General features: G+C 73.0%; 20 protein-coding genes. 13 read left to right on the forward strand and 7 right to left on the reverse strand.

The window, feature by feature from the left end:
* Positions 1-171 precede the first annotated feature (171 nt).
* Positions 172-459, forward strand: coding sequence for a hypothetical protein (locus OG896_RS28510; RefSeq protein WP_328463495.1), 288 nt, complete (start codon positions 172-174; stop codon positions 457-459).
* Between the two features lie 211 nt (positions 460-670).
* A complete protein-coding gene (locus tag OG896_RS28515; protein ID WP_329369910.1) occupies positions 671-2,194 on the forward strand; it encodes a long-chain-fatty-acid--CoA ligase in 1,524 nt (507 codons plus the stop codon).
* 146 nt (positions 2,195-2,340) lie between these two features.
* Here the strand turns inward: OG896_RS28515 and OG896_RS28520 are convergent, their stop codons facing one another.
* From OG896_RS28520 to OG896_RS28530, 3 genes are all read right to left on the reverse strand, one after another.
* Positions 2,341-3,672: a S53 family peptidase gene (locus OG896_RS28520; RefSeq protein WP_329369912.1), complete on the reverse strand. Its 1,332-nt coding sequence runs from the start codon at positions 3,670-3,672 to the stop codon at positions 2,341-2,343.
* A gap of 32 nt (positions 3,673-3,704) precedes the next feature.
* The gene (locus OG896_RS28525; protein WP_329369914.1) at positions 3,705-5,690 is read right to left on the reverse strand and encodes a hypothetical protein; all 1,986 of its coding nucleotides are present in this window, start codon (positions 5,688-5,690) and stop codon (positions 3,705-3,707) included.
* 553 nt (positions 5,691-6,243) lie between these two features.
* A complete protein-coding gene (locus OG896_RS28530) occupies positions 6,244-9,162 on the reverse strand; it encodes an ATP-binding protein (protein ID WP_329369915.1) in 2,919 nt (972 codons plus the stop codon).
* A 330-nt stretch (positions 9,163-9,492) separates the two neighbouring features.
* On the opposite strand from OG896_RS28530, the gene OG896_RS28535 reads away from it, so the two are divergent.
* The 5 genes from OG896_RS28535 (at position 9,493) to OG896_RS28555 (ending at position 13,743) form a co-directional block, all read left to right on the forward strand.
* The gene (locus tag OG896_RS28535) at positions 9,493-11,109 is read left to right on the forward strand and encodes a hypothetical protein (protein WP_329369917.1); all 1,617 of its coding nucleotides are present in this window, start codon (positions 9,493-9,495) and stop codon (positions 11,107-11,109) included.
* Positions 11,110-11,284: 175 nt separating this feature from the next.
* Positions 11,285-11,659, forward strand: a complete 375-nt coding sequence (locus OG896_RS28540) for a PaaI family thioesterase (protein WP_443057273.1) — start codon at positions 11,285-11,287, stop codon at positions 11,657-11,659.
* Between the two features lie 61 nt (positions 11,660-11,720).
* The gene (locus tag OG896_RS28545) at positions 11,721-12,389 is read left to right on the forward strand and encodes a sugar O-acetyltransferase (protein ID WP_329369921.1); all 669 of its coding nucleotides are present in this window, start codon (positions 11,721-11,723) and stop codon (positions 12,387-12,389) included.
* 257 nt (positions 12,390-12,646) lie between these two features.
* Complete coding sequence (locus OG896_RS28550) at positions 12,647-12,793, forward strand: hypothetical protein (protein WP_329369923.1); 147 nt, start codon at positions 12,647-12,649, stop codon at positions 12,791-12,793.
* The gene (locus OG896_RS28555; protein WP_329369924.1) at positions 12,790-13,743 is read left to right on the forward strand and encodes a carbohydrate kinase family protein; all 954 of its coding nucleotides are present in this window, start codon (positions 12,790-12,792) and stop codon (positions 13,741-13,743) included. The genes OG896_RS28550 and OG896_RS28555 overlap by 4 nt, the downstream gene beginning before the upstream one ends.
* A 79-nt stretch (positions 13,744-13,822) precedes the next feature.
* Here the strand turns inward: OG896_RS28555 and OG896_RS28560 are convergent, their stop codons facing one another.
* Positions 13,823-14,419, reverse strand: coding sequence for a hypothetical protein (locus tag OG896_RS28560; protein ID WP_329369926.1), 597 nt, complete (start codon positions 14,417-14,419; stop codon positions 13,823-13,825).
* 356 nt (positions 14,420-14,775) lie between these two features.
* Positions 14,776-15,384 (reverse strand): TetR/AcrR family transcriptional regulator, encoded by a 609-nt coding sequence (locus tag OG896_RS28565; protein ID WP_329369928.1) that lies wholly within the window; start codon positions 15,382-15,384, stop codon positions 14,776-14,778.
* Between the two features lie 199 nt (positions 15,385-15,583).
* Between OG896_RS28565 and OG896_RS28570 the strand changes: the two genes are divergently transcribed.
* Both OG896_RS28570 and OG896_RS28575 read left to right on the forward strand, forming a co-directional pair.
* Entirely contained in the window at positions 15,584-16,489 is a 906-nt protein-coding gene (locus tag OG896_RS28570) for an ABC transporter permease (protein WP_328463470.1), read from the forward strand.
* Entirely contained in the window at positions 16,476-17,285 is an 810-nt protein-coding gene (locus tag OG896_RS28575) for an ABC transporter ATP-binding protein (RefSeq protein WP_328463468.1), read from the forward strand. The genes OG896_RS28570 and OG896_RS28575 overlap by 14 nt, the downstream gene beginning before the upstream one ends.
* Before the next feature lie 85 nt (positions 17,286-17,370).
* Here the strand turns inward: OG896_RS28575 and OG896_RS28580 are convergent, their stop codons facing one another.
* Entirely contained in the window at positions 17,371-18,729 is a 1,359-nt protein-coding gene (locus OG896_RS28580) for a dicarboxylate/amino acid:cation symporter (RefSeq protein ID WP_329369931.1), read from the reverse strand.
* A gap of 646 nt (positions 18,730-19,375) precedes the next feature.
* On the opposite strand from OG896_RS28580, the gene OG896_RS28585 reads away from it, so the two are divergent.
* The 4 genes from OG896_RS28585 to OG896_RS28600 all read left to right on the forward strand — a co-directional run bounded on the left by OG896_RS28585 (position 19,376) and on the right by OG896_RS28600 (position 23,450).
* Positions 19,376-20,299, forward strand: a complete 924-nt coding sequence (locus tag OG896_RS28585) for a hypothetical protein (RefSeq protein WP_329369933.1) — start codon at positions 19,376-19,378, stop codon at positions 20,297-20,299.
* Entirely contained in the window at positions 20,296-21,123 is an 828-nt protein-coding gene (locus tag OG896_RS28590) for a collagen-like triple helix repeat-containing protein (RefSeq protein WP_329369935.1), read from the forward strand. The genes OG896_RS28585 and OG896_RS28590 overlap by 4 nt, the downstream gene beginning before the upstream one ends.
* A 175-nt stretch (positions 21,124-21,298) precedes the next feature.
* Positions 21,299-21,928, forward strand: coding sequence for an AAA family ATPase (locus OG896_RS28595; RefSeq protein ID WP_329369937.1), 630 nt, complete (start codon positions 21,299-21,301; stop codon positions 21,926-21,928).
* 124 nt (positions 21,929-22,052) lie between these two features.
* Entirely contained in the window at positions 22,053-23,450 is a 1,398-nt protein-coding gene (locus tag OG896_RS28600; protein WP_329369938.1) for an RICIN domain-containing protein, read from the forward strand.
* Positions 23,451-23,513: 63 nt separating this feature from the next.
* Here the strand turns inward: OG896_RS28600 and OG896_RS28605 are convergent, their stop codons facing one another.
* Entirely contained in the window at positions 23,514-25,463 is a 1,950-nt protein-coding gene (locus OG896_RS28605) for a hypothetical protein (RefSeq protein ID WP_329369939.1), read from the reverse strand.
* Positions 25,464-25,475: the final 12 nt, after the last annotated feature.

Consider the following 25,475-nt stretch of genomic DNA (forward strand, 5'->3'; position numbering starts at 1 on the left):
GCGGACCGGTCGGCGGAGGAAGACTGACCGGCCGGAAGACCGGCCGGCCCGGAGGGAGATGACAGCAGGAGGGCAGCAGCAGGGAAGCGGCCGGGCAGACCGTCCGGTACGAGCAGCGAGCAACGACCAGCGAGTAACGAGCAGCGATCAGCGATCAGCAGGAGGAATGACATGACGGTCGACGGCACCTGGGCGATCACGTATCAGGGTCCTACCGGTGACAAGCAGGCCGACCTGGTGCTCAGCACCGACGGCACGACCATGACCGGGACCTTCGACGGCACCCCGATCGACGACGGCGAGATCCACGGCACGGAGTTCAGCTACACCGCCAAACTCACCTCCCCGGCCAAGATCAAGGTCAAGACCACCGGGACCGTGGACGGCGACACCATGAGCGGCAAGGTCAAGGCGGCGTTCATGACGTTCAAGTTCTCCGGGAAGCGCAAGGCGGAGTAACGACCTGGTGCGAGCGCGGCAGGCGCCTGATGCGAGGAGCGGGCTCACCGGGTCGTCGCGTCAGGCCGCTCCTCGCACCAGGGTGCCCGCCGCTGCCCGGCGGCCATCACACGGCGGTTCCGACCTCTCCCTCGACTCCCTCGACTCCCTCGACGGCGGCCGGAGACCGGAACCCGCGAGCCACCGAGAACGACGTCACGAAGGGCAACCCATGTACCTCACCCAATCGTTGCACCGAGCCGTGCGGCAGTCGCCCGACATACCGTTCACCGCGTACCGCGCGCGCACGTACACGGCCCGGGAGACCTACGACGCGGTCAGCCGTATCGCGGGCGGGCTGATCGGGCTCGGTGTGCGCAAGGACGACCGGGTGGGCCTGCTGTCGCTGAACACCGACCGGTTCTGCCAGGCCGCGCTCGCCACCGCGTGGGCGGACGCGGCCATCGTCCCGCTCAACACCCGGTGGAGCGTGGCGGAGCACGCGTACGCGCTGGACGACGCCGACGTGTCCGTCCTGTTCCTCGACGACGCGTTCCTGCCGATGGCGTCGGCCCTGCGGGAGCGGACCCCGGGCCTGCGCACGATCGTGCACTGCGGTGACCAGCCCACGCCCGAGGGCCTGGTGCCGCTGGCCGAACTGCTGGCCGCCGAACCGGTCGAGGACGTGCACCGGCAGGGCGACGCGATGGCCGGCGTCTTCTACACCGGCGGCACCACCGGCGTGTCGAAGGGCGTCATGCTGGGGCACCGCCAGCTCTTCGTCACCGCCCTGGGCACCCTGCTGCACACCCGCCTCCCGCGCGGCGGCACGTCCATCCTGGCCGCGCCGGCCTTCCACCTGGCCGGGTTCGCCTTCTGGATCGTCGGCATGATGGCGGACATGACGACGGTGCCGGTCGCCATGTTCGACCCGGCCGGGGTGCTGCGCACCATCGAGGAGCACCGCGCCAAGCAGACCCTGCTGGTGCCGGCGATGATCGACGCGATCGTCAGCCACCCCGACGCGGGTTCCTACGACCTGAGCAGCCTGGAACTGCTGGCCTACGGGGCGTCCCCGATCTCCGAGACGCTGCTGACCCGCGCCCGCGCGGCCTTCCCGTCCGCGCAGTTCCTCCAGGTGTACGGCATGACCGAACTGTCCCCGTCCACCACGCTGCTGCTGGACGAGGACCACGACGACCCGGTGCTGCGCCGGTCGGTCGGCCGGGCCGCCCCGTACGCCCGGGTGCGGATCGTGGACGAGAAGGGCACGGAGGTGCCGCCCGGCACGATCGGCGAGATCGTCGCCGCCGGGGACCACGTCATGCTGGGGTACTGGAAGAAGCCGGCCGAGACCCAGGAGGCGGTCCGGGACGGCTGGATGCACACCGGTGACGTCGGCTACATGGACGAACGCGGCTACGTGTACATAGTCGACCGCCTCAAGGACATGATCGTCAGCGGCGGCGAGAACGTGTACTCGACCGAGGTCGAGAACGTGGTCGCGAAGCATCCGGCGGTCGCCCAGGTCGCGGTGATCGGCCTGCCCGACGCCAAGTGGGGGGAGCGGGTGCACGCCATGGTCGTCCTGGTGCCCGGCGCCACGCTCACGGCGGAGGAACTGCAGGAGTTCTGCAAGCAGGAGATCGCCGGCTACAAGTGCCCGCGCAGCGTGGAGAGCGTGGCGCAGTTCCCGATGTCGGCGGCAGGGAAGGTCCTCAAGCGGGAACTGCGCGCCGCTTCCGGAGCAGCGTGACGCCGTGACGCCGTGACGCCGTGACGTCGTGACGGGCTCCGGGCGCGAGCACGAGGACGGGCACGACCCGGCCCCGGCCACGGACTTCGTGGCCGGGGCCGGGTGCGTCCGGAGCCCTCACCTCCGGCGTATGCCCGCGCCGGGTCTCAGGACCGCAGCGACGCCAGGCCGTCGGGCGAGCCGACGCCGGTCGGGGCGTCGTAGCCCGGGAGGGACGTGCACAGGTAGCTGGTGGTGGGGCACTCGTGGCCGCTGCCGGGGATGCTGACGTTCCGTCCGCCGGCGACGTCGTTCAGCCGCCCGGGGTGCGCGTACAGGCCCGAGGCGTCGTCGACCGTCGCCGTGGCACCGGCCATCACGTACATGGCCGCGACGAGCGGGGTGGCCGCGCTGGTGCCGCCGGCGTGCAGCCAGCCGCCGGGCAGCTGGTCGCCGGGGTCCGGGGTGCTGTCGTAGATCGCCAGCCCGGTGTACGGGTCGGCGACGGCGGAGATGTCGGCGACGGTCCGGCCCGGGCAGGCGGTGTCGTGCTGCCAGGCCGGCTTGTCGACGTGGGCCGAGCAGGCCGCGCCGGCCCCCGACTGGGCCTGGCCCGGCCCCCACGCGGTCTCGGTCCAGCCCCGAGCGGTGTCACTGCGGTTCAGCGAGGTGCCGCCGACCGCGATGACCGAGGTGAGGTCCGCCGGGTAGGGCGCGTCCAGTTGGTAGCCGGAGTCGCCCGAGGCGGCGAGGATCGGCACGCCGGGGTGGACGTAGGAGGAGGCGCCGACGGGCGTGCCGTCCTTCGCGGCGGCCAGGTTGTCCCAGGAGTCGGTCTCCGTCGCGCTGTAGCTGTTGGAGACCGCGTCGGCGCCCAGCCGCACCGCCGTGTCGACGCCGTCGCCGAGGTAGCTGCCGCCGGGAATGTCGGCCTCGACCAGCAGGATGCGGCAGTCGGGGCAGGCCGCGGAGACGGCCTCCACGTCCAGGCTGATCTCCACCGCCCAACTGGCGTTGACCGCGGGCAGCGGGGCGGCCTCGCCCCGCTGGTTGACCTTGCGGAAGCAGCCGTTGGCCGTGGTGCAGGCCGGCAGCCCGTAGGTGGCGCGGTAGACGGCGAGGTCGGCCTCGACCGTGGGCGCGTCGTAGGCGTCGACGACGGCCACGGTGCGGCCCTTGCCGGCGTGCGCCGCCACGTCGGAGCCGATGGCGTACGCGGACTGGATGTCGGCCGGGCCGTAGCCCGAGGGCAGCGTGGCGTCCTTGGCGCTGAACGACCGCGCCCCCGCGGCCGACGGGTCCGGCATGACCTCGGCCTGGCAGGCGAGTTGGCCGGGCGGCGGGGCGGAACAGACGGACACCGGGGTGGTGGCGGCCGCGGAGGTGGCGGCGCTGTCGTCGCCGAAGGAGGACGGCGAGACGACCGCGAGCAGGCCGAGGACGGTCGCGGCGACCGCGACCGAGCCGGCCAGCGGCCGGAAGAGGCGTGATTTCGTCACAGTGGGCTCCTGGGAAGCGGGAGTGGTCACGGTCACCGCACCTGGTAGGCGCGCGGCAGGACCTGGTCGATGCGGTTGCCCTGGCCGTCCCACGCGGAGAGCTTGAAGGACACGGTGCCGCCGGAAGCGGAAGCGGGGACGGTGTAGGCGGCCCGGTAGGCGCCGTGGGCACCGGTGACGTGCAGGCCCTGCCAGGTCGTGCCGCCGTCGTACGACACCTGGAGGGTGGCGCCGGTCACCGGCGCGCTGGAGGAGTACTGCTCACGCGTCACGTCGAGGGCGACGCTGTGCCGGCCGGTGGTGAGCCGGTGCTGGAGGTCCGCGTCGGTGGAGGTGGACGCGAACAGCAGGGGCAGCGCGGCGCAGGGGCCGGTCAGTCCGGTGCAGGGCACCCGGGACGGCAGGGCCCGGCCCTTGCCCGGGTCCGCGGTGAAGGTCCACGTCGTGTCGGTGCTGGGCGACAGGTCGCCGTGGACGCGTGTGGTCTGCTGCCGCAGCCGGTAGGTGGCCCGGCCGGCCGGGACATCGACCGCGGTCCCGAACAGGCTGCCGGTGCCGGTGGCCTGGACCGTGCCGTTCCGGGTCAGGGTGATGGTGCCGGAGTCGTCGAGGCCCACGCCCATGGTGCCGGGCGTGCTGTCGCCGTCCTCGCCGATGCCGAAGACCATGGTGTCCGCGTTCGCGCACGCGCCGCAGTAGACGGCGCTGCTGCCGGTGTCGACCTGCACGCCCGGCCGCGGGGCGTCGGCCTCCCACGTCACGGAGGTGTGGGAACCGGCACGGGGGACGGTGTCCTTGCCGGTGAGCAGGAGGCTGGTCTGCTCGTCCTGCACCTGGGTGCGCCAGTCGAGGCCGGCGGACGTGCTCACGTAGTCGGTGAGGGTGGTGCCGGGCGTGACGTAGTCGAACCCGGTGGCGCTGCGCACTCCGGCGGTGGCGGCCCATACGGGTGTCACGTTCTGGACCAGCAGGTCGGTTCCGGTCGGCCCGGTGGGCGCGGAGAAGGTCTGGGTGACCGTGGACAGCGACTTCGGGTCGATCGTGGTCGGGTACGAACTCGGCAGGTGGTCGTAGGAGTCGGCGACGTGGTACACGTACGGCCGCGGTGCGTCGGCGGGCCCTTCGAGATCGGCCGTGGCCACCGCCGCGAACCGGCCGTGTCGCACCGGCGCGGTGGTGTTGACCGTGACGCCGAGCGGGTCGGAGCCCAGGCTGAGGAACTGGAGGACCAGGCTGTCGGCGTCGCCCTCCGGCGTGCCGTCACCGCGGTAGAGGGCGAACTCGCTGTCGGCGAGCGTGGTCGGGCGAGGCGTGGACGGCGCCTTGATCTCGTGGGTCGAGGTGCGCGCGTCCAGGGTGATGCTGGTCCCGTCGCCGATCGTCACCTCGGGCGCGATGGTGACGTGCCTGTCCTGCACGTACACGGCTTCGTAGCGGCCGGTGGGCACGCTGACCTTCAACGTGCCCCGGTAGGCGGCGAAGAACGTGTTCGTGTCGGCGGTCCGGTCGGCGCTGACGAGGAGGAGCGTACCGCCGTTGGTGGGCTTGCCGTCCGTGTCGATCAGGTGCGCGGTGAGCCGGCCCATGGTGTACGAGCCGTGGCGGGCCGACGACGGCTGAGCGGTCGGCGGCGCGAACGCGTCGGTACCGCAGGCGCGTTGGGCGAGCGCGGTGGTGTCGTACCCGGCCAGGCCCTTCGTCGCGGACCGGGCGGTGGCGCTTGCCGGCATGAGGTACTGGTGGCCTCCGCTGCGGAAGGAGAGCACCGTCTGCCCGGTGGCGGCGGCCGGGTCGGTGAGCCGGGCGCCGTCGGGGGTGACGGTCGCCTTGAGGCCGCCGGGCAGGGTCACCTGGCAACTCGCCGAGGCGGCCCGGGCGGCGGAGGTCCGGACGAAGGAGGCCGGAGGTGTTCCCTCGGCGTGGGAGGCGGGCACGACGAACAGGCCGCAGGCCGCGGCGAGTCCGAGGGCCGCCACTCTGCTCGTGCGGTGCCCGGTCAGGCGTATGGGTCGTTTCAACGCGGGGGTCGCCTTTCGGTGTTCGGGATCTCGGGTCGCCCGGTCACAGGGGTTCGTAGCCCCCGAAGGGGTCGTCGTCCGAGTCCGCGGGGGGCGGGGGTGGTGCGGTTGCGGTCTGCTCCTCCTCGGACGGTGTCGCGCCGTCCGAGGGGTGTGGTCCGGCCGGGTGCCCGTCGTGCGGGACGTCCTCACCAGAGCGGCTCACAGGGGTGTTCTCCGTCGGTTGTTGCGGGAGGGGCGGTGCGCGCCAGGTGAGTATCGCGACGGCGGTGACCGCCGCACGATGCGTCAAGTGACCTAAAGTTCCGCCGCGTTGCCCCCGCGCGTCACTCTCGCGACGCCCTGCGGTACGTCAGGGGGCGGCGGGGGAGTGCGGCCCGCCCGGAGCCGCGCCCGCGAGGCGCCCGCGGCCGTCCACCGTGAGGTGCTCCCGGGCATCCCCGCGAGGTGCCCCCTGGCGCCGTCTACCGGGCGGTGATCCGGGCGGTGATCCGGGCGGGGCAGGAGGGGCGCCCGGCGCGCCGGACGGAGCGCTCCGGCCGGGCGGCGGGGCTCACCCGGAGGCCCGCGCGGGGGAGACGCCGGCCTGGAGCGCGGCGACCGCCAGGGCGGTACGGGACTTCACCTGGTACTTGCGCATCGCCGAGTTGAGCTGCGCCGCGACCGTCCGCGGCGAACGCGACAGCGACCTGGCGATGTCCGGGGTGGACAGCCCGGTCAGCATCAGCCGCACCACCTCCAGCTCCCGTGGCGAGAGCCGGTCGCCGTAGCCGCGCCTGCCGCCGCGGGCCGGCTGCCGCTCCCTGGCGGCCACCCGTCGGGCGTCGCGCTCGGCGCCCAGGGCCCGCAGCCCGGCCTCGACGCCGGCGAGCAGGTCGGCCGCCTCGCCGTCACGGCCCGCCGCGGCCAGCGCGACGGCCCGCCGCTCCCGGGCGAGCAGCGCCGCGTGGGGCCGCGGCAGCCGGTCCCACGCGGCGGCGACCGCCTCCCAGTGCGCGGCCGCCCGGTCGGCGGGTTCGCCCGCTTCGGCGAGCCACGCCCGGCACGCCGCCAGCGACGCCTCGGCGGTGAGCGACGTGCTGCCGCGCAGCCCTCGGGCGTACCGGGTGACGAGTTCGCCGGCCTCGTCGGCGCGGCCGGCAGCGAGAACGGCCTGGACCCGGACCGGGGCGATCTCGGTGGCCCACAGCCAGACCCCCTTGCGGGTGACGACCCGCATGCCCTCGTCGGTGAGGGCGAGGCTGTCGGCGACGCGGCCCTCGGCGAGCCGCAGCGCCGCGAGAGCGGCCGCGGGCTCCAGCGCCATGTCGACGATGCCGCGGCGCGTCACCTCGGTCAGGACGTGCTCGAACCGCTCGCCCGCCGCGGCGAGTTCGCCGGCCTCGGTGGCGGCGGCCGAGGTGAGCAGCGCGGTGATCAGCAGGCCGTCGAGGGCGATCAGCGGTTCCTCCTCGATGGCGGCGAGCGCGGCGGCGCGTTCGGCCAGGCCCGGCCAGCGGCCGGTGTACCAGTCGAGGTGGGCCGAGGTCACCTGGGCCATGTCCCGCATCCGCAGGTACCCGCCCTTCGCGCCCGCCGCCGAGGCCCGGTCCAGCCGGCGCCGCGCCTCCGGATAGAACCCCCAACGCACCGCCGCGTCACCGATGTTGAGGTCGGCCCTGATGACGCTCAGCTCGTCGTCCGGGCGGGCCGCGATCTGGGGGAGCCCGGCGGCGACGTCCCATCCGTCGGGATCGCCCATCTGCAGCAGGGCGGTCACCCGGTCGACGCGGAAGGTCAGCCGGCGGTCCGCGGGGACCCGGACCTCGACCAGCTCGACCGACTTGTCGAGCCAGCGCCGGTGGGCGGCGACCGGCCAGTCCGCGCCGGCCGGGCGGCTGAGCGAACTCATCGCCGTGGCGGCCTCGTAGGGATGGTCGTCGAGGTCGGCGATGGCGCGCTCCAGTTCGGCCACGCCCGCGGAGTACTGCCCGGTCTGCATCAGCATCCGGCCCAACTGGGCCCGCACCTGGCCGCGTTCGGACCGGGACAGCGCACCGCCGTCGAGCAGGGCGCCCAGCACGCCGAGCAGTTCGGTGCTGCCGAGGTAGCCGGAGAAGGCGAAGACGGGGAACTTCCGGCACAGCCGAGCGACATCTCCGGCCGGCAGGTCGCCGGCCGACAGCAGCGCGTGCAGGGCCGTGACGGCGGCGGGCTGGTCGCCCGAGGCGAGGGCGAGGTCGGCGGCGCGCTCGGTGTAGAGCCGCCAGGCGCCGGTGTCGCCCGCTTCCCCGAAGTGCCGTGGCAGCCGGGCGATCGGGACCGGGGACAGGGTCTCCAGGGCCCGGCCGGCGCGCAGGTGCAGGGCCCGGCGCTCGCCGCCGGGTATGTCGTCGTAGACCGCGCGGGCGGCCAGCAGATGGCGGAAGTGGACGCGTCCGGTGGGGTCCTCGACCAGCGCCCTGGCCCGGACCGCCGCGGCCAGGGCGGTACGGGCGCGGGCGTCCGGCAGCCCCGACACGGTGACCAGCACCGCCGGCTGCACGGGTTCGGCGAGGACGGCGGCGGCGCGCAGCACCTGGCGGTCGTCGGGGGCGAGCCGGGCGGCACGCTCCAGGACGGCGTCGCGGATCGTCGGCGGGACCTCGATCCGGGTGAGGGTCCTGCGCCGCCACTCGCCGCCGCGCCGGATCAGGTCGGCGCGGTCGCCCAGCAGGCGCACGGACTCCTCCAGGGCGAGCGGGAGCCCCGAGGTGTGCGTGTGCAGGAACAGCGCGAACGCGTCGGAGACGTGCTCGTCGTGCAGCATCGAGGACACGAACTGCCCGGTCTGGGCGACGCTGAGCGGGGTGAGCACGATCCGGGTGTGGACCGTGCCGGGCGCTGGTTTGGCGGCCAGGCGCAGCAGTGGGGAGCCGGCCGGTACGTCCTCCGGGCGGTAGGTCAGCACCAGGCTGATCCGTTCCGCGGCGGGCCGGGCGGCGAGGAACAGCAGGAAGTCCAGGGTGGCCGCGTCGGCCCAGTGGGCGTCCTCCACGACCAGTACGGCGGTGCCGCACCCGGCGAGGAGTTCCCGCAGGGCGCGGAAGAGGCGGTGCCGGGCGGCCCCGGCGTCGTCGAGCGGCTCGGGCGCGGGCGGCAGGGCGTCGGCCCACTCCGGGAAGAGCGGGCGCAGCGCCCCGGCCAGGGCGGACAGGCCCATCGCGGCCACCCCGGTGCGGGTCTGGCGCACCGCGTCCACGACCGGGGCGAGCGTGAGCGTCTCCCGGAACGGCGGGCAGGTCGCGATGAGCGCTCCGTCGAGCGCGGGGGTCGCCAGCACCTCCTGGAGCAGCCGGGTCTTGCCGATCCCCGCCTCGCCCTCGATGAAGACGGTCGCGGGGGTGCCGGCGGTCAGCCCGCTCACGGCCCGGCCGAGTTCCGCCGACCGCCCGACCATCCGGGGCCCGCGGATCGCGGGCAGGTCGTCGAGCGCCACCGGTTGCTCTGCCAAGGTCTTGCCCTCCCTCACGGACCGCCACCCCGCGCCGGACGGGTCCGGCGACGGACCATTGTGTCCCGCGAACGCGCCCCGGACCAGGGAACCCTTCGGGCCCGCCGGTGGTACGGCGTTGGCGGGCCGCGGTCAGGAGGGGGCTTCGCGATGGCCGGGCGGCGGGCGGACCGGTCCGGGCGAACGGGCGGATCGGTTCCGGCGGACGGGTGGACCGGTTCCGGCGGACGGGTGGTGCCGGGGCGCGGGCGAGGGGACCATGGGGGCGACGGCGGTGTTCCCAGGCCACGATCCGTGCCGCGGGTACCAGGACGAGGTGGGGTGGGGGCCGTGCGCGGTTACGCCAGAGTGGTGGCCGGCAATCTGGTCATCGCCACGCTCTGCCTGCTCCCGGGACCGATCGGGCTCGCCGTGGCGTACAGCGCCTGGAACGAGGGCGAGAGCTGGGCCTGGATCGCGTTGGTCGTGGGGCTGGTCTGCACGCTGTGCATCCCGTTCGCGGCGCTGAAGGCCGCGCGCGGCGACTTCCCCCGGATCACGCGCGGGGACCGGGTGAAGGACCAGGTGAAGGAGCGGGGGAAGGGTGCGGGAGCCCCTCGCGCCGACGACGCCTTCGTGATCTGGGGCCCGCGCTCCCCGACGGGCCACCCGCGGGCACGGCTGGTCCGCGCGGACGTCCTGGAGGCGTCGCTCGTGCGGTACGCACCCGAGGGCGAAGCGACCTTCACCACGTGTTACGGCGACTACACCCCCGACGAGTTCACGCCGCTGGTCCGGCTGCGGCTGCGCGTGCACGGGGCAGAGGGCGCGGTCGGGGCCGGGCCGGCCGGGGAACGCGAAGGGGCCGAACGGGGCGACGCCGCCCCCGGGTTCGAGATCACGGGCGAGTGGCGGGTGCCCGCGCTGTTCCTGTCGGCGGTCACGGCGGGCCGGCTGGCAGTCCTCGTCGGACCGGCCGGCGAGGGCGGGTCCGACGGCGGGTCCGACGGCGGGTCCGGGGCCGAGTCCGAGGGCGGGTCCGGGTCCGGGGCCGTGCCCGTCGACTCGTCAGGCAGCCCCTCCGCGACCCCGTCCGACCACCCGTCCGAGCTGCGGGCGCACGGCCCGGTCGTCCCCCTGTGGCCGCGCAGCGCCCTGCTCGCCGGCACCCGGACCTGCCGCGTGATCGACCTCGACGGCCGGGTGACCGACGTGACCCGCCATCCCGTCCGCCAACTGCGGCAGATGCGCGTCTCGCGGTCGGTGGGAGGAGTCGAACTGGTCGGTGACACCATCGACCTGCGCCGCCTGGACCCGCACACGGCGGCTCGCTACGCCGCCGTCGCCGAGCAGGACCGCGCCTTCCCCGAGGACCGGGCGCCGGTGACCGAACCGGGCGAGGAGGCGCGCTGGATCGTCGACCGGCTCCCGGGCGCGCCGGCCGCGTTCGGGTCCGTCCCCCGGCGGTGGTCGCGCCGCGGCGGCGTGCTGGTCCGGGGCCGCTTCCTGGAGATGCGGGCCACGCACACCTTCCAGGACCACGGCCCGGTCCTCCACACGGTGCTGCGGCTCCAACCCGCCGACGGCGCACCGCCGTTCGACGTCACCCGGCGGCTGACCGTGCCGCTGGACTACCTGGCGGTCCTGCACCGTACGAGGGAGGTGGTCCTCCGCGCCGCCCCGACCGGCTCCTCGTACGACGTCGACTGGGCCCGTACCAACCTGCTCGCCGGCACCACCGCGGCCGCGGCCATCACCCCCGACGGCCGCGAACTCCCCCTGGCCGGGCGGCCCGACGTGATCTGGTCGCTGATGAACCTGCTGGCCGCGCACGGCCTGTCGAACCGGGGGCCCGTCCTGGACCTGCGCGAGCGCCGGATGAGCGCGGTCGCCGGACCCGCGCTGGAGGTCCTGCGGCGCGCCTCGGCAGCACCCGCCCCCAGCGCTTCCGCCGGCCCCTCCGCCTGAGCCCGCCGGCGGGCCCGCGCGGGCGGTTTCGCGGCGTTCCGGCCCGAGCGGGGCGTGAGAGGGTGGCCGAGTCGGCGGCGGAGGAGGGCGCGTGGACGACCGGGTGCGGGCGGAAGAAGAGGCGAGCGCCGAGGTGCGGGCGCGGGTCCGGGAGAGCTTCGAACGCCAGGGGCTGATGAACCACCTCGGTGCGCGGATGACCCGGATCGCCCCCGGCCGGGTGCACATCGTGCTGCCGAGCCGCCCCGAACTCACCCAGCAGCACGGCTACTTCCACGCCGGCGCGACCAGCGCCGTGGCGGACAGCGCCGGGGGCTACGCGGCCTTGACGCTGTTCCCGGCGAGCTCCGACGTGCTGACGGTCGAGTACAAGATCAACCTCCTCGCGCCCGCCGTCGGCGACCACCTCGAAGCGGTGGGCACGGTCCTGAAGTCCGGCCGCACCCTCACCGTGTGCCAGTTGGAGGTGTTCGGCGTCCAGGACGGCGGCCGCAGGCTCGTCGCGAACGGGCAGCAGACCCTCATCCGTGTCGACCGGCCCGAAGAGTGAGCCCGCGGCTCCCCGGTGCGCGAGGATCGGTGTACACCCGGGAGTCGAGGAGGAGCAGCAGATGGAGGAGCGCGTGGACGAGCGCGGGATACAGCGGGTGGCCGACCACGGGGCCGACCACGGGACCGACCGCGGCGCCGACCGCGGGGACGCACACACCGACGCCAGGAAGCGCATCGCGCAAGGCCTGCTCTACACCGAGAGTGACGCGATGTTCATGGCAGGGCAGCGCCGTACGGAGCTGTTGTACGAGTACAACCTGACCGCGCCCTCCGAGCCGGAGCGGCGGGCCGAACTGCTCGGCCGGATTCTGGGATCGGTCGGCGAGCGGAGCTTCATCGCCCCCACCTTCCAGGCGGCATACGGCAGCAACGTCCACATCGGGGACGACTTCTACGGCAACTTCAACCTCTCCCTCATCGATGACGTCGAGATCCGCATCGGCAACGGCGTCATGATCGCCCCGAACGTCACCGTCACCACCACCGGCCACCCGATCCACCCCGACCTGCGGCACGACTACAACCGGTTCTCCAAGCCGGTGACGATCGAGGACAAGGTGTGGATCGGCAGCAACGTCGTGGTGCTGCCCGGCGTGACGATCGGCCACGGCTCCGTGGTCGGCGCCGGCAGCGTCGTGACCCACGACGTCCCGCCGATGGTGGTCGCCTTCGGCTCGCCCTGCCGGGCGGTCCGGCCGATCACGGACAAGGATCTGGCGCAGCGTTAGACCCCGCCGCCGGCCTGTCGGCGCGGCGCCGGCACGGGTGGCCGGCCAGGCTGGCGCGGCCGGAACCCGACCGCGCCGCGCCAACGGGAATCAACGGCAACGGAGTTCGCCGGGAACCCCCGGCGGGTGAGGCAGGGTGCCTTCGGGCCGGTGCCGGGCGACGACCCCGGCACCGGCCCCCCTCCGTGTCCGGCGGCACCCAGCGCCCCCGAATTCCCTGCGAGGTGTTCCTGCCGGCCACCGGGGAGGCGCTCACCTTGCGCTTCTACCCTGTGGGCGAGGGGCCCTGGCGGCTCCAGGCGCGTACGGCGGGAGAGGGCGGCGCCGCCTTCGACACCCGGGTACGGCAGTTGGACGCGCGGCGGATCACGGAGACCGGCGCCGGAAGCAGGAGGACATCATGACCACCGACACGACCACCGACGGCCGGATCATCGTGGTGGGCGAGAGCCTCGTCGACCTGGTGTGGCGGACCGGGGCCGACACCGTCCGCCCGGCGCCCGGCGGCAGCCCCGCCAACGTGGCCATCGGCCTGCACCGGCTCGGCCGCCCGGTCGCGCTGATCACCTGCTGGGGCGACGACCCGCCTGGCGTCCTGGTGGCGCGGTACCTGACCGGCACCGGCCTGGACGTGCGCCGCGCGCCGGCCGCCGACGGCCGCACCACGGTCGCGCTGGCGTACGTGGACGCGGCGAGCGGGTCGGCGACGTACGACTTCCTCGCCTCCTGGGCGCCGGAGAGCATCCCGGTGGGGGAGGACACCGCGCTGCTGCACACCGGCTCGCTGGCCGTCGTGGTCGAGCCCGGCGCGGAACAGGTGCTGGCCGCCTGCCGGGACGTGCACGGCCGGCCGGGACGCGCGGTCGCGGTGGACCTCAACGTCCGTCCCGCCGTGCAGCCGGACCGCGCCGCCTACCGCACGGCGGTGGAGCGGCTCGCCGCGGTCGCCGACGTGGTCAAGGCCAGCGACGAGGACCTCGGCTGGCTGTGGCCGGACCAGGACCCGGCGGTCTCCGCCCGCGCGCTGCTCGGCCACGGGCCGCGCCTGGTGGTGCTGACCCGCGGCGCGGCGGGCGCCACCGGGTTCACCCCTGCGGCCGAGGTCTCCGTGCCCGCGCCGGAGGTGACGGTCGCCGACACCATCGGCGCCGGCGACGCCTTCCAATCCGCCCTGCTGGCCGGCCTGTTCGGCCCGCACCCCGACGGTTCGACCGGGGTACGGCTGCCGTCCGGGCCGCGCGAGCTGGAACGCGTGCTGCGCGCATGCGTGGTGGCCGGCGCGCTCGCCACGACCCGCCCCGGCGCCCAGCCGCCGACCGCGGACGAGCTGCGCGAGGCGACCGCCCTCCGGTAGGGCGTCGCCGCGCGGCCCCTTCCCCCCGGTGCCTTCGACGGGGGAGGTGCGCTGGGCCCGGCGCTTCCGCCGGCGCGGACTACCGCGCCCAGCGGCCCATGTCCGGCGCGGTGCCGATCAGGCACTCGACGTCGGACGGGAAGCCGGCGAGGGCGTGGGCGGTCAGGCGCAGGTGGCCCTCCAGGCAGACCAGGTCGTCCTGCCGCACGCCGACCAGGACGACGGGAGGGAACGACGCGCCTCGCGTGAGCGCGCGGGCCGCGTCGAGGAACGGCTCGTTGGACACGTCGAACGCCCGCAGCCCCGCGGTGACGCGGGCGGCGGCGTCGGCCGGCCGGCGGCTGCCGCCCGACAGCTCGACCCAGTAGGAGTAGTCGAGGTAGCGCACCGCGGCTGCCTCGGCGGGGGACAGGACCGCCCTGGTCCATGTGACGCCGACGGGGAAGTTCTCGAACAGCCCGCGGTTCTCGCCGTACCCGCGTGTCGCGGCGAGCAGATCGCGACGCGCGAGGTTCGCCCGGGCGTCGGAGAGGTCCGGACGCGTGAGCAGCCTCTCGCTCTGCCCGGCCGCCGCCAGGCGGGACCGCAGGTCCGGGCCGAACCTCCGGCTGGACAACTCCCCGCTCAGGAAGCAGGCGATCATCTCGTCCGCGCTGCTCGTCACCAGTCCCCGCACGACCGCCAGCCTACGAGCGAGCGCGACCGCGGGGGCCGGTGCCCGGTGGCATGTCGAGGGTCCGGGGCGAGCCGTGGCGTTGCGGTGAACTCCTCGGTCTCGGCGGCGGACAGCAGCCGCTGGTCGCCGCCGGTGAGGAGGAGCGACCGGGCGCTGACCTTCTCCGGTTCGGTCGCGGCGTCGGCCGCCGAGGGGAACAGCGCCGCGGGGACCGACCTGCGGCACGCCGTCCACCGACCCGCCGTCCACCGACCCGCCAGAGCCGGCCCGCCGCCCGCCAGAGCCGGCCCGCCGTCCACCGACCCGCCGCCCGCCAGAGCCGGCCCGCCGGCCCGTCCCGCCTGGCCCCGCCCCCGTCAGGGGAGGCGGGTGGCGGACAGGCCCGCCGCGGCGGCGGCCGCGAGCGCGTCGAGGTAGCCGGCCGGGCGGTCGGTGCGGACCATCACCAGCCGCCAGTACACCGGGCCGATGACGAGGTCGAGCGCGAGGTCCACGTCCGTGTCGGGGGCGAGTTCGCCGCGCTTGATCGCGTTGCCGACGACGGCGGCCGCGACCGCGCGCTGGGTGTCGCGCATGGCGGCGTGCGCGGCGTGCGCGATGTCGGGGTTGCGGGCGGCCTCCGCGAGCAGGTCGGGGACGATCTGGGCGGCGAGCGGGTGCTCCAGCAGCCGCGCGGTGACCTCCAGCAGCTCCCGTACGTCGCCCCGCAGCGTCCCGGTGTCGGGCGCGGGCATGCCGTGCACCGCGAGGGCGGACACCACGTCGAGGACGATCGGCAGCTTCGAGGGCCAGCGCCGGTAGATCGCGGCCTTGCCGACCCCGGCCCGGCGGGCGATCCGCTCGATCGACATCCGCCCGTAGCCCACGGCGGCCAGCTCGTCGAAGACAGCGGCGCGGATGGCGTCCGTCACCCCCTCGCGGAGCACGGCGGCGCCGGCTGGTTGACGACGGGGCTTGGGTTCCATGCCCCGAGCATAGCGTCACGACGGAACGGTTGCGTTCCGTTGTGACGGTCGCCTAGAGTCTGTGGTGCGACGGAACGGTGCCGTTCCGTTGTGTCTCGTTTCGTTCGGTTTCCCTTCGTTCCGTCCCGCGTGCGCCACACCACCCGCGACACGTCGGCGGGGGTCCGGCGATTCGCTCCTCCGGTTGAAAGCGCCCTCCATGACACAGCGCCTCGCCCCCGTGCACGAACCACCGGCCCACGCCATGAGCCCCTCCGAACTCGCCGCGATGTACGGCTTGTCGGTCAGTGGTGCTCGGCCTGGTCTGGTGGCTTACACCCGTCAGTTGTGGGGTCGTCGACATTTCATCAACGAGTTCGCGAAGGCGCGGACGGCGGCGCAGTACACGCAGGCGCGGTTGGGTCAGCTGTGGCAGGTGATGACGCCGTTGCTGAATGCGGCGGTGTACTACCTGATCTTCGGCATCCTGATCGGTACGCATCGGGGTATCGACAACTTCATCGCGTTCCTGGTGACGGGTGTCTTCATCTTCACGTTCACGCAGTCGTCGGTGTTGAGCGGGGTGAAGTCGATCTCGGGGAATCTGGGGTTGATCCGGGCGTTGCATTTTCCGCGGGCGTCGATGCCGATCGCGTTCACGTTGATGCAGTTGCAGCAGTTGATGATGTCGATGTTCGTGTTGTTGGCGATCGTGTTGATGACCGGCGAGGTGCCGGACATGTCGTGGTTGCTGATGTTCCCGGCGTTGTTGTGCCAGTGGGTGTTCAATACCGGGTTGGCGTTGATCGTGGCGCGGTTGGGCAGCAAGATGACGGACTTGTCGCAGTTGATGCCGTTCATGTTGCGGACGTGGATGTACATGTCGGGGGTGATGTACTCCATCACGAAGCTGACGACGACGGCGCCGCATATTCTGCGGATTCTGCTGGATGTGAATCCGGCGGCGATCTATATCGATCTGATGCGGTTCGCGTTGATCGACAGTGTGACGGCGGCGCAGATGCCGCGGCATGTGTGGGCGATGGCGGTGGTGTGGTCGCTGGTCGTCGGGGTGGGCGGGTACATCTACTTCTGGAAGGCGGAAGAGTCCTATGGCCGTGGCTGAGCAGCCGGCGCTGCCGCCGGTGCAGGTGAGTCGTCCGATGGTGCCGACGGTGATCGTGGAGGACGTGAACATCGTCTACACGGTGTACGGGGCGGGGACGGGCAAGGGGAGTGCTTCGGCGGCGTTGGGGCGGATGCTGTCGAAGAAGCGGCGGTCGTCGAACGTGCGGCGGGTGCATGCGGTGAAGAACGTGAGTTTCACGGCGTATCGCGGTGAGGCGATCGGGATCATCGGGTCGAACGGTTCGGGGAAGTCGACGTTGTTGCGGGCGATCGCGGGGTTGTTGCCGCCGGAGTCGGGGCGGATCTACACGGATGGGCAGCCGTCGTTGCTGGGGGTGAACGCGGCGTTGATGAACGATCTGACCGGGGGGACGAATGTGATCCTGGGCGGGTTGGCGATGGGGATGTCGCGGGATGAGGTGCGGTCGCGGTACAAGGGGATCGTGGACTTCTCGGGGATCAACGAGAAGGGTGATTTCATCTCGTTGCCGATGCGGACGTATTCGTCGGGTATGGCGGCGCGGTTGCGGTTCTCGATCGCGGCGGCGAAGGATCACGATGTGCTGATGATCGACGAGGCGCTGGCGACGGGTGACCGGGCGTTCCAGAAGCGGTCGGAGTCGCGTATTCGGGAGTTGCGGAAGGAGGCGGGCACGGTCTTCCTGGTCAGTCACAGCAACGCGTCGATCCGGGACACCTGTGAGCGGGTGATCTGGTTGGAGCACGGGGTGATGCTGATGGACGGTCCGACCGAGGACGTGCTGACCGCCTACGAGGCCAAGACCGGCAAGTAGCGCCGCAACGCCGACGGGCCCGCTCTCCCCCTGTCGGGAGAGCGGGCCCGTCGCCGCGTTCCGCGAAGATCCGCCGCCGCGGCTGCTAGACGGCCGCGGTCAGTTCGCGGTCCAGGGGCTGGTCCTGGTCCTGGTCGTGGCGGATGTCGTCGACCGGGGACGCGGTGGCCGAGTCGAACGCCTCGCGGTCGAGGATGCCCTCCTGCGCGGCGACGATGATCGGCGCCACGATCTGGCCCGCCACGTTCGTGGCGGTGCGCATCATGTCCAGGATCGGGTCGATCGCCAGCAGCAGGCCCACGCCTTCCAGCGGCAGGCCGAGCGTGGAGAGGGTCAGCGTCAGCATGATGGTCGCGCCGGTGAGGCCGGCCGTCGCCGCGGAGCCGACCACCGAGACGAACGCGATCAGCACGTAGTCCTGCACGCCGAGGTGCACGTCGAAGATCTGCGCCACGAAGATCGACGCGATCGCCGGGTAGATCGACGCGCAGCCGTCCATCTTGGTGGTCGAGCCGAACGGCACCGCGAAGGAGGTGTACGTCTTCGGCACGCCGAGCCGCTCCGCCGACTTCTGCGTCACCGGCAGGGTGCCCACCGAGGAGCGGGACACGAACGCCAGCTGGATCGCGGGCCAGGCGCCCTTGAAGAACTGCAGCGGGTTGACCTTGGCGACCGTCGCGAGCAGCAGCGGGTAGACGCCGAACAGGACCAGCGCGCAGCCCACGTACACGTCGGCGGTGAACGTCGCGTACTTGCCGATCAGGTCCCAGCCGTAGGAGGCGATGGCGTAGCCGATCAGGCCGACGGTGCCCAGGGGCGCGAGCCGGATGACCCACCACAGGGCGGTCTGCAGCAGTTCGAGGACGACCTCGCTCAGGGTCAGGACGGGCTTGGCCCGCTCGCCGACCTTCAGCACCGCGATGCCGGCGATCACCGCCATGAACACGATCTGCAGGACGTTCAGCTCGGTGAAGGGCGTGATGACGTCGGTCGGGATGATGCCGGTGAGGAAGTCGATCCAGGAGCCCGAGTGCTGCGGCAGCTTGCCGTCCTTGGCGGTGAGGCCGGTGCCGGAGCCGGGGTTGGTGATCAGGCCGATCGCGATGCCGATGGCGACCGCGATCAGCGACATGATCATGAACCAGAGCAGCGTCCTGGCGGCCAGCCGGGCCGCGTTGTTGACCTTGCGCAGGTTGGTGATCGACACCAGGATCGCGAAGAAGACCAGCGGTCCCACCGCGAGCTTCAGCAGCTGGATGAAGAGGCTGCCGATCTTGTCGAGCGTGGTGGTGAGCCAGCTGATGTCCTGGCCGCGGGCGAGCCAGCCGAGCAGGGCCCCGAGGACGAGGCCGGTGACTATCTGGGCCCAGAACGGGACCTTGGGCAGGGAACGGCTGCGGGGTCCGGCCGGACCGGTGCTGCCGGCGGCGGTGTTCGCGGACACGAACGCACTCCTGACATGGCGTGGGGATGGGGACGGAAGGGGCCGGCCGCCACGCGTGCGGGAGCGGGTGCCCGCCGGACCGCGGGCCGGCGCGCACGGGTGCGGCCGGGGCGGGGGAGGGCGAGGGGATGCGCTGCTGCGCGGGTGTGGCGCCGGGGAGGTTCAGGTGGTGCGGCGACAGACCGCGGACATGCAGCGGCAGAGATCGACGTGCAGACGCGACACGAGCGGAGTGCTCATGCCATGTTCAGGGTGCACGGATATCTTCACGCCCGACAGTTAACACGGTGGCTTTGGGACATTCAAAGCAGTTCTTGGGGTCCGCTTGACGGTGCGCGGCAACGCCCTTGCGCCTCGCGGTAGTTGGGTGCGAGGGCGGCCGGGTGCTGTGAGCTGGATCACGCCAGGGCGCCGGCGGCGAGCGGCGCGGGCGTCGCCGGCGGAATGGGAGGCGCGGGCGGCGCGGGCGTCGCGGGCGGCGTTGCGGCGGGCGGCGACGGGCATCGGCGCGGGCCGACCGTGGTGACATCGGGGTTACCCAGGGTAATCACGGCTGCCGCCGGGTGGTGGCGAGCGCCGCAGCATAGCGCCGGCGGCCCCGCCCGCAACCTCTGCGAGGTGCGGGTTGTCGTGCTGTACTGGCCAGATGAAGCGCAAGCTCAGGCAGGCCTTCACCGCGCACGGAGGACGGGCCGCCGGTACCGCGGACGCCCCCGCCGGGGGCGCCGCCGCCGACGCGCTGGTCGAACAGATGCGCCGCAGGGTCCGGCTCATGATCGAGATCACCGCGCGGGCGGGCGAGTACCGCAGGGGCCTGGTGAAGGCGGCCGGCCGGCTCAGCCCCGAGGAGGCGGTGATCCTCGACGACCTGGAGCAGCACGGCCTCCAGGTGCCGCAGCTGCGCGACGTGCTGCGCGGCGGCCACGTGCTGGTCGACGACCCGGAACTGTACGAGAAGTGGCGGGCCGGCAAGGGCAACCACGCGCGGCTGTCCAGCCACCACCGCGACATCGACAAGAAGGTCTACCCCGACTTCGGGATGCGCGGCCACGTCGTCCGGGAGAAGCTGCACGGCCGTACCGTGAACGGCACCTGGGTGCAGCTGGAGAAGACCCCGGCCGCGTTCGGCGGCAGCAAGAAGCCCAGCCTGGACGACCTGCGGCACCTGATGGACTACGTCCAGTACCGCTTCACGGGCAGCAACGTCGGCCCCTGGGGCCTGTCGCGGATGACCGAGCGGCACCCGATGTACCTCTCGCCGGTGGTGGCCGTGCCCACCACGCTCACCCCGCCGGTCGCGCGGACGCTCACGCGGACGCTGCGCAGGATCGAGCAGAGCGACGACGTCACCGCCGTGTCGAAGGAGCTGGCGGCCCACTTCCCGCCGCCGGACCGGCCGGACCTCAGCGGCGAGCTGGGCCAGGCGCTGACCGGCCGGGGCGGGCGCGGGCTGTTCGGCAACTCCGAGGTGTGGGTCACCCAGGCGCCGTCGCGGGACGCGGCCCGGGTGCTCCGCGAGACGCACGAGCCGCCCGCGCGGAGCACGTGGCGGACAGGAGGGCCCTCATGAGCGACGACCGCGACGACCTCCCGCCCACCGGCCCCCCGAACCCGGCCGGGGAACCGGACCCGGTCGGCGACCCGGGCGCCCCCGGAGACCCGAGCGCCCCGGCCTCGCCCGGACCCGGCGAGGCGTCCGTCCCGTCCGGCCTGGTGTCGGCCGTGGTGAGCCTGGTGAACACCGGGCCGGTGCTGCTCGGTGCGTACACGATCGCCGAACTGACCGCCGTGGACGCGGTCGTGGACTTCCTGGAGGCCCGGCCCTCGGACGACGAACTGGCCGAGGCTGTCCGCTCCCTGGCCGCGCGCGAACTGCTGCTGGCCGGTGACGGCGAGCGGGTCCAGGTCCGCGGGGACCTGGGCATCGCGGTGGCGTTCCAGCAGCGGGCCCGCCGGGTGCTCGACGCCCGTACGACCGGCACCGTCGCGGGGGAGCCGTGGCGCATCCTGCTGCTCCCGCAGCCCGAGCGGATCTGCCTGATGGTGCGGATCGACGCGCTCGGCGTGCACCAGATCGGGCTCTACAAGCTCGAAGAGGCGGTGCGCATCCTCGTGGACTGGCTGCCCCGCGGGCAGTCGGCCGAGCCCGATCCGGACCTCGGCGCCGACGACCTGCTCGCCGGGGCGGAGCGGGCCGCGCTGCTCACGCTCGTGGAGTACACCGCCGAGGGGTCCGCCGAGATCGCGGGCGCCAGCACCGACCTGGTGCTCGCCCGCAAGGGCGGCCGGCTGCACCTCCTGACCCGGGACCCGGCGCACGACGACAAGCTGGAGCCGAAGCCGGTGTCGGGCAAGGACGAGATCCGCGACCGCCTCGTCAGCCTGCTGACCTGAGCGGACCCCGCGACCTGAGCGGACCCCGCCCGATCCGATCCACCCGATCCGATCCGATCCGATCCGATCCGGCCCGCCCGATCCGAGCCGGCCCGGCCCGTTTCGGTCCGGCCCGCCCGCCCCGTCTGCTATCCCTGAGCGGGTGCCCACACCTCCCACACCTCCCACGCCTCCCGTGCCCGCGCCGCCCCCTGCCCCCGCGCCGCCTCCCGCCGCCCTCCCGACGCTGATCGTCGTCAGCGGTCCGCCCGGAGCCGGCAAGACCACGCTCGCGCACGCGATCGCCCGCGCGGTGGGGTGCCCGGCCGTCTGCCGCGACGAGATCAAGGAAGGCATGGTGCACGCCACCCCCGGTCATGTGCCCGGCCCGGCGGACGAGTTGAACACGCGCACGCTGCCGGCGTTCTTCGGCGTGCTCGAACTGCTGCTGCGGGCCGGGGTGACGACCGTCGCGGAGGCGGCGTACCAGGACCGTCTGTGGCGGCCCGGCCTGACGCCGCTGCTGACGACGGCCGACGTCCGCGTGGTCCACTGCACGGTCCGCGCGGACGTGGCGCTGGAGCGCACCCGCCTGCGGCTCGCGGCGAATCCGGTACGGCGCGCCCACGAGAGCGGCCCGCCGCAGGACCCGGCGGCGCACGCGGTCCGGCACGACGCGTTCGACCGGGTCGCCCTGGACGTGCCCTGGATCGAGGTGGACACCACGGACGGATACGCGCCCGGGCTCGACGAGATCGTCGCCTTCGCGGGCGGCCCGCGCCGGCCGGGCTCCGGGGAGCCTTCCACCCCGCGTTCCCCCACGTGACAAGGCCGGTGGAGCCGGAGGGAGTTGCCGGGCGGACGGAAGGGCAACGTCTTCGCCCCCGCGACTGCGGATTACTGCCCATGGGGCCGCTGACGAGGGGGCCGGCTGATCCTAGGGTGGACAAGTGAGCCTTTGGACCTCTTTGGAACCCGCGTCGGCGACCGTCGATCCCGGCGGGAGCACCACCGTACGACTGCGGGTGCGCAACACCGGCGACGTGGTGGACGAGTACCGTTTCGAGCCCGTCGGGAGCATCGCCCCCTGGGTCCAGGTGGAACCGCAGGTGCTGCGGCTCTACCCGGGCACCACGGACTCGATCCTGCTGACCTTCACGCCGCCGCGCACCCCGGACGCCACGGCGGGCCCGAACCCGTACGCGATCCGGGTCGTCCCCACCGAGAGCCCCGAGGCCACCACGGTTCCCGAAGGCAACCTCACCATCACGCCGTTCACCGAGGTCCGCGCCGAGATCGTGCCGCCGACCGTGAAGGGCCGCTTCCGCGGCAGGCCCAAACTCGCGGTCGACAACATCGGCAACACCAAGCTCACCGCCTCGATCAGGGGCACCGACAACGGCGACCAGCTCGCGTACGACATCCACCCGGCCAACGTCCAGATCGAGCCGGGGCGGGCGGTGTTCGTGAAGGCGACGCTCAGGCCGCGGCAGATGATCTGGTTCGGCTCCAGCCAGCAACGCCCGTACACGCTGGACGTGTCGAGGTCCGGGGCGACGCCGCTCAGCGTCGACGGGAGGTACGTGCAGCGCGGCTTCCTGCCACGCTGGATCGCCGCCGCCTTCTGCGCGCTGCTCGGTCTCGCGGTCGCCTTCACGATGATCTGGCTGACCCACAAGCCCGCGGTCGGCTCGCTCGCGACGGCGAAGGTCAACCCGGCCGGCTTCGCCACGCTGACCCCCTCGCCGCCGGCGCCCACCACCCCGGTCACCACGCCGCCCACCTCCCAGGCCCCGACGACCAGCCCGCCCGCGGGCGGCGGCGGGGGCGGCGGCGCCCCGGCCAAGAAGAAGCCGAAGAGTCCGGTGCCGGCCACCAGGGTGCTGCTGCGGAACACCACCACCAACAAGTGCGCCGACATCCCCGGCGCCGACAACGGCCAGTCCGGCGGCCCGGTCAACGAGTTCACCTGCATCGGCGACGACACGGACAACCAGCTGTGGGACCTGGAGGTGCGGTACCCCACGCTCGGCCCCGGCGGCACCCAGCTGTTCCAGATCCGCAACGACAAGGACCGGCTCTGCATGGACCTGCCGAACCTCGGTGCGGAGCCGATCACCACCCCCATCTCCGAGTACGCCTGCAACGGCACCACCGCCGACAACCAGCTGTGGTGGATCGACAAGCAGCCCGACGGCGCGTACTGGATTCGCAACTACGCCAGCGACAACAAGTGCCTGGACGTGTCCGGCGACAGCACCGGCGGCGACAACACCAAGCTGACCCTCTTCAACTGCACCGACACCGACGACCAGGAGTGGCAGGTCGTGCACCCGAACACGGACTGATCCGCGTCCGGCGACCGGCCCGCTCCTGGCCGCCGGTTCACCGGTTCGTTCGCCGGTCCCGGGTCAGCCGCGGCCGGCCGGGCGGTGCGCGTGGCCGCCGCCGGTGAGAACCGCCTGCGGGAGGTAGAGCGGCATCGAGTCCTCCCACTGGCTGTCGGTCAGCATCGTCTTGCCGGAGCCGTCGGCGTTCATGACCATGACCATGCCGTACGGCTGGAAGGTGTTGTCGTACAGCGCGGCCTCCTCCCGGAAGCCGTACATCCCGGTGTTGTAGAGGATGCGTCCGTCGGCGTTCCAGACCGCGTGGCCGTCGTTGGCGCCGCTGCTGGTGAGGACTTTCAGGCCGGTGCCGTCGGGCTTGACGGTGCAGACGTCGAAGTTGGTCGGCGCGGTCTTGCGGGTGAACAGGATGAGGCTGCCGTCGGGGGACCAGTCGGGCAGGTTGTCGGACCCGGTGGTGAGGACGGTGGTCGTCATGGTGGTGAGGTCCAGGACGCGCAGGCCGTTCTGCGCGCCCCACACCCGGTAGACGAGTCTGGTCCCGTCGGCCGAGTAGCTCGGGAAGCCGGAGTTGGTGGAGTTGTCGGTGAGGGCTTCCGCGCCCGTGCCGTCGCTGCGGACCCGCCAGATCGCGGCCGTCATGACGGCGCGCTCCTGGAACCAGCCGCCCAGGCCGAACGCGATCCACCCGCCGTCCGGTGACCAGGTCGGCCGGAACGCGCCGGCCAGGCCCTCGGCGACCAGCGTCTGGTCCAGGCCCGAGGTGGTGGTGTCGAAGACCACCTTCTGGTCGCTGCCGTCCGGGTTCATGGTGACGACGTCGGACATGGCCGCGCCGAGCTGCTTCTGGGTGATCGCCAGCCTGCCCTGGAGCGACAGGGCCGGGAAGACGTCGCAGAAGCGGTAGTCCCAGTCCGCGTCCCAGCTGTAGAGGGCTGCGTCGAGCGGCCGGACGGTGAAGTCCTGCTTCTCGTAGACCACCGACTTGCCGTCCGGCGACCAGCACGGCGAACGCACCCCGGCGCGGGTGAGATCGGGGATCGAGCCGTTGACGTAGACCAGGCCCTCGTCCGCACCGTTCTTGAGCAGGTAGCCGATCTCGGTGTTGGTGACGTACTGCGGCGAGACCTTCAGGTTGGCGCCGGAGGTGTGCTCGACGCGGTCGGTGCCGGTGGCGAAGTCGACCGAGACGATCTGCGACTCGGCGATCCCGATGTCCTCCGGGCGGTGGGCGTCCCAGGTGTTCTGCACGGTCATCTCGTAGTAGACGATCCGCTGCCCGTCCGGGGACCACTTGGGCGAGCCCAGGCAGTATCCCGGCTTGGTCGCGAGCTGCCGGAAGCCGGTGCCGTCGGGCTTGATGACGTAGATGCTCAGTTCCTGGGTGTGCTCCCAGCCGTTGCCGTTGTCGTGGCCCGTCCACTGCGTGTTGCGGTCGCTGGAGAACGCGATCCACTGGCCGTCGGGCGACCAGACCGGGCGGAAGTGCCCGTCGGGGCTGCTGGGGTCACCGGCCAGCGCGGCGGTTCCGCTGAGGTTGGTGAGCCCGCCGGTCTTGGTGTCCATCAGCCAGATCTGCGACAGGTGGTCCGCGGAGCGGGTGGAGGAGAAGGCGAGGGTGCGCTTGTCCGGCGACAGGGTGGCGCTGTCGTACACCGCCGGACCGCCGATCACCGAGGTGACGCCGACGCCCTGGCCCGAGCCGTTGAGGCTCGCCGAGTAGATGTTCGCGTTGCCGTCCCCGGACCGCTCCGAGGTGAAGTGGATCGTCTTGCCGTCGGGCGAGTAGTTGGCGTGCCGATCGAACGCCGCGTCGGTGGCCGACAGCAGCCGGCGCTCGTTGGAGCCGTCGGCGTTCGCGATGTACAGGGTCGACTTCGACGGCGCGATGCGGTTCATCAGCATCACGCCCTTCTTGCCGTCGGCGGCGGCGGCCACGGCGAAGGAGGGGGTGGGCAGCAGTGCGGCGCCGGCGGTGGCCGCGCCGGCCACCAGGAACGCTCGGCGCCCCATACCCGTCTTTCC

The sequence above is a fragment of the Streptomyces sp. NBC_00669 genome, assembly GCF_036226785.1.
Lineage (GTDB): Bacteria > Actinomycetota > Actinomycetes > Streptomycetales > Streptomycetaceae > Actinacidiphila.

Bases quoted from the DNA above. Each gene is read 5' to 3' on its own strand.
- OG896_RS28540 (WP_443057273.1), top strand. From the start codon at position 11,285: ATGAACCACCTCGGTGCGCGGATGACCCGGATCGCCCCCGGCCGGGTG.
- OG896_RS28605 (WP_329369939.1), bottom strand. From the start codon at position 25,463: ATGGGGCGCCGAGCGTTCCTGGTGGCCGGCGCGGCCACCGCCGGCGCC.
- OG896_RS28575 (WP_328463468.1), top strand. From the start codon at position 16,476: ATGGCCGTGGCTGAGCAGCCGGCGCTGCCGCCGGTGCAGGTGAGTCGT.
- OG896_RS28590 (WP_329369935.1), top strand. From the start codon at position 20,296: ATGAGCGACGACCGCGACGACCTCCCGCCCACCGGCCCCCCGAACCCG.
- OG896_RS28565 (WP_329369928.1), bottom strand. From the start codon at position 15,384: ATGGAACCCAAGCCCCGTCGTCAACCAGCCGGCGCCGCCGTGCTCCGC.
- OG896_RS28515 (WP_329369910.1), top strand. From the start codon at position 671: ATGTACCTCACCCAATCGTTGCACCGAGCCGTGCGGCAGTCGCCCGAC.
- OG896_RS28545 (WP_329369921.1), top strand. From the start codon at position 11,721: ATGGAGGAGCGCGTGGACGAGCGCGGGATACAGCGGGTGGCCGACCAC.
- OG896_RS28585 (WP_329369933.1), top strand. From the start codon at position 19,376: ATGAAGCGCAAGCTCAGGCAGGCCTTCACCGCGCACGGAGGACGGGCC.
- OG896_RS28555 (WP_329369924.1), top strand. From the start codon at position 12,790: ATGACCACCGACACGACCACCGACGGCCGGATCATCGTGGTGGGCGAG.
- OG896_RS28510 (WP_328463495.1), top strand. From the start codon at position 172: ATGACGGTCGACGGCACCTGGGCGATCACGTATCAGGGTCCTACCGGT.
- OG896_RS28570 (WP_328463470.1), top strand. From the start codon at position 15,584: ATGACACAGCGCCTCGCCCCCGTGCACGAACCACCGGCCCACGCCATG.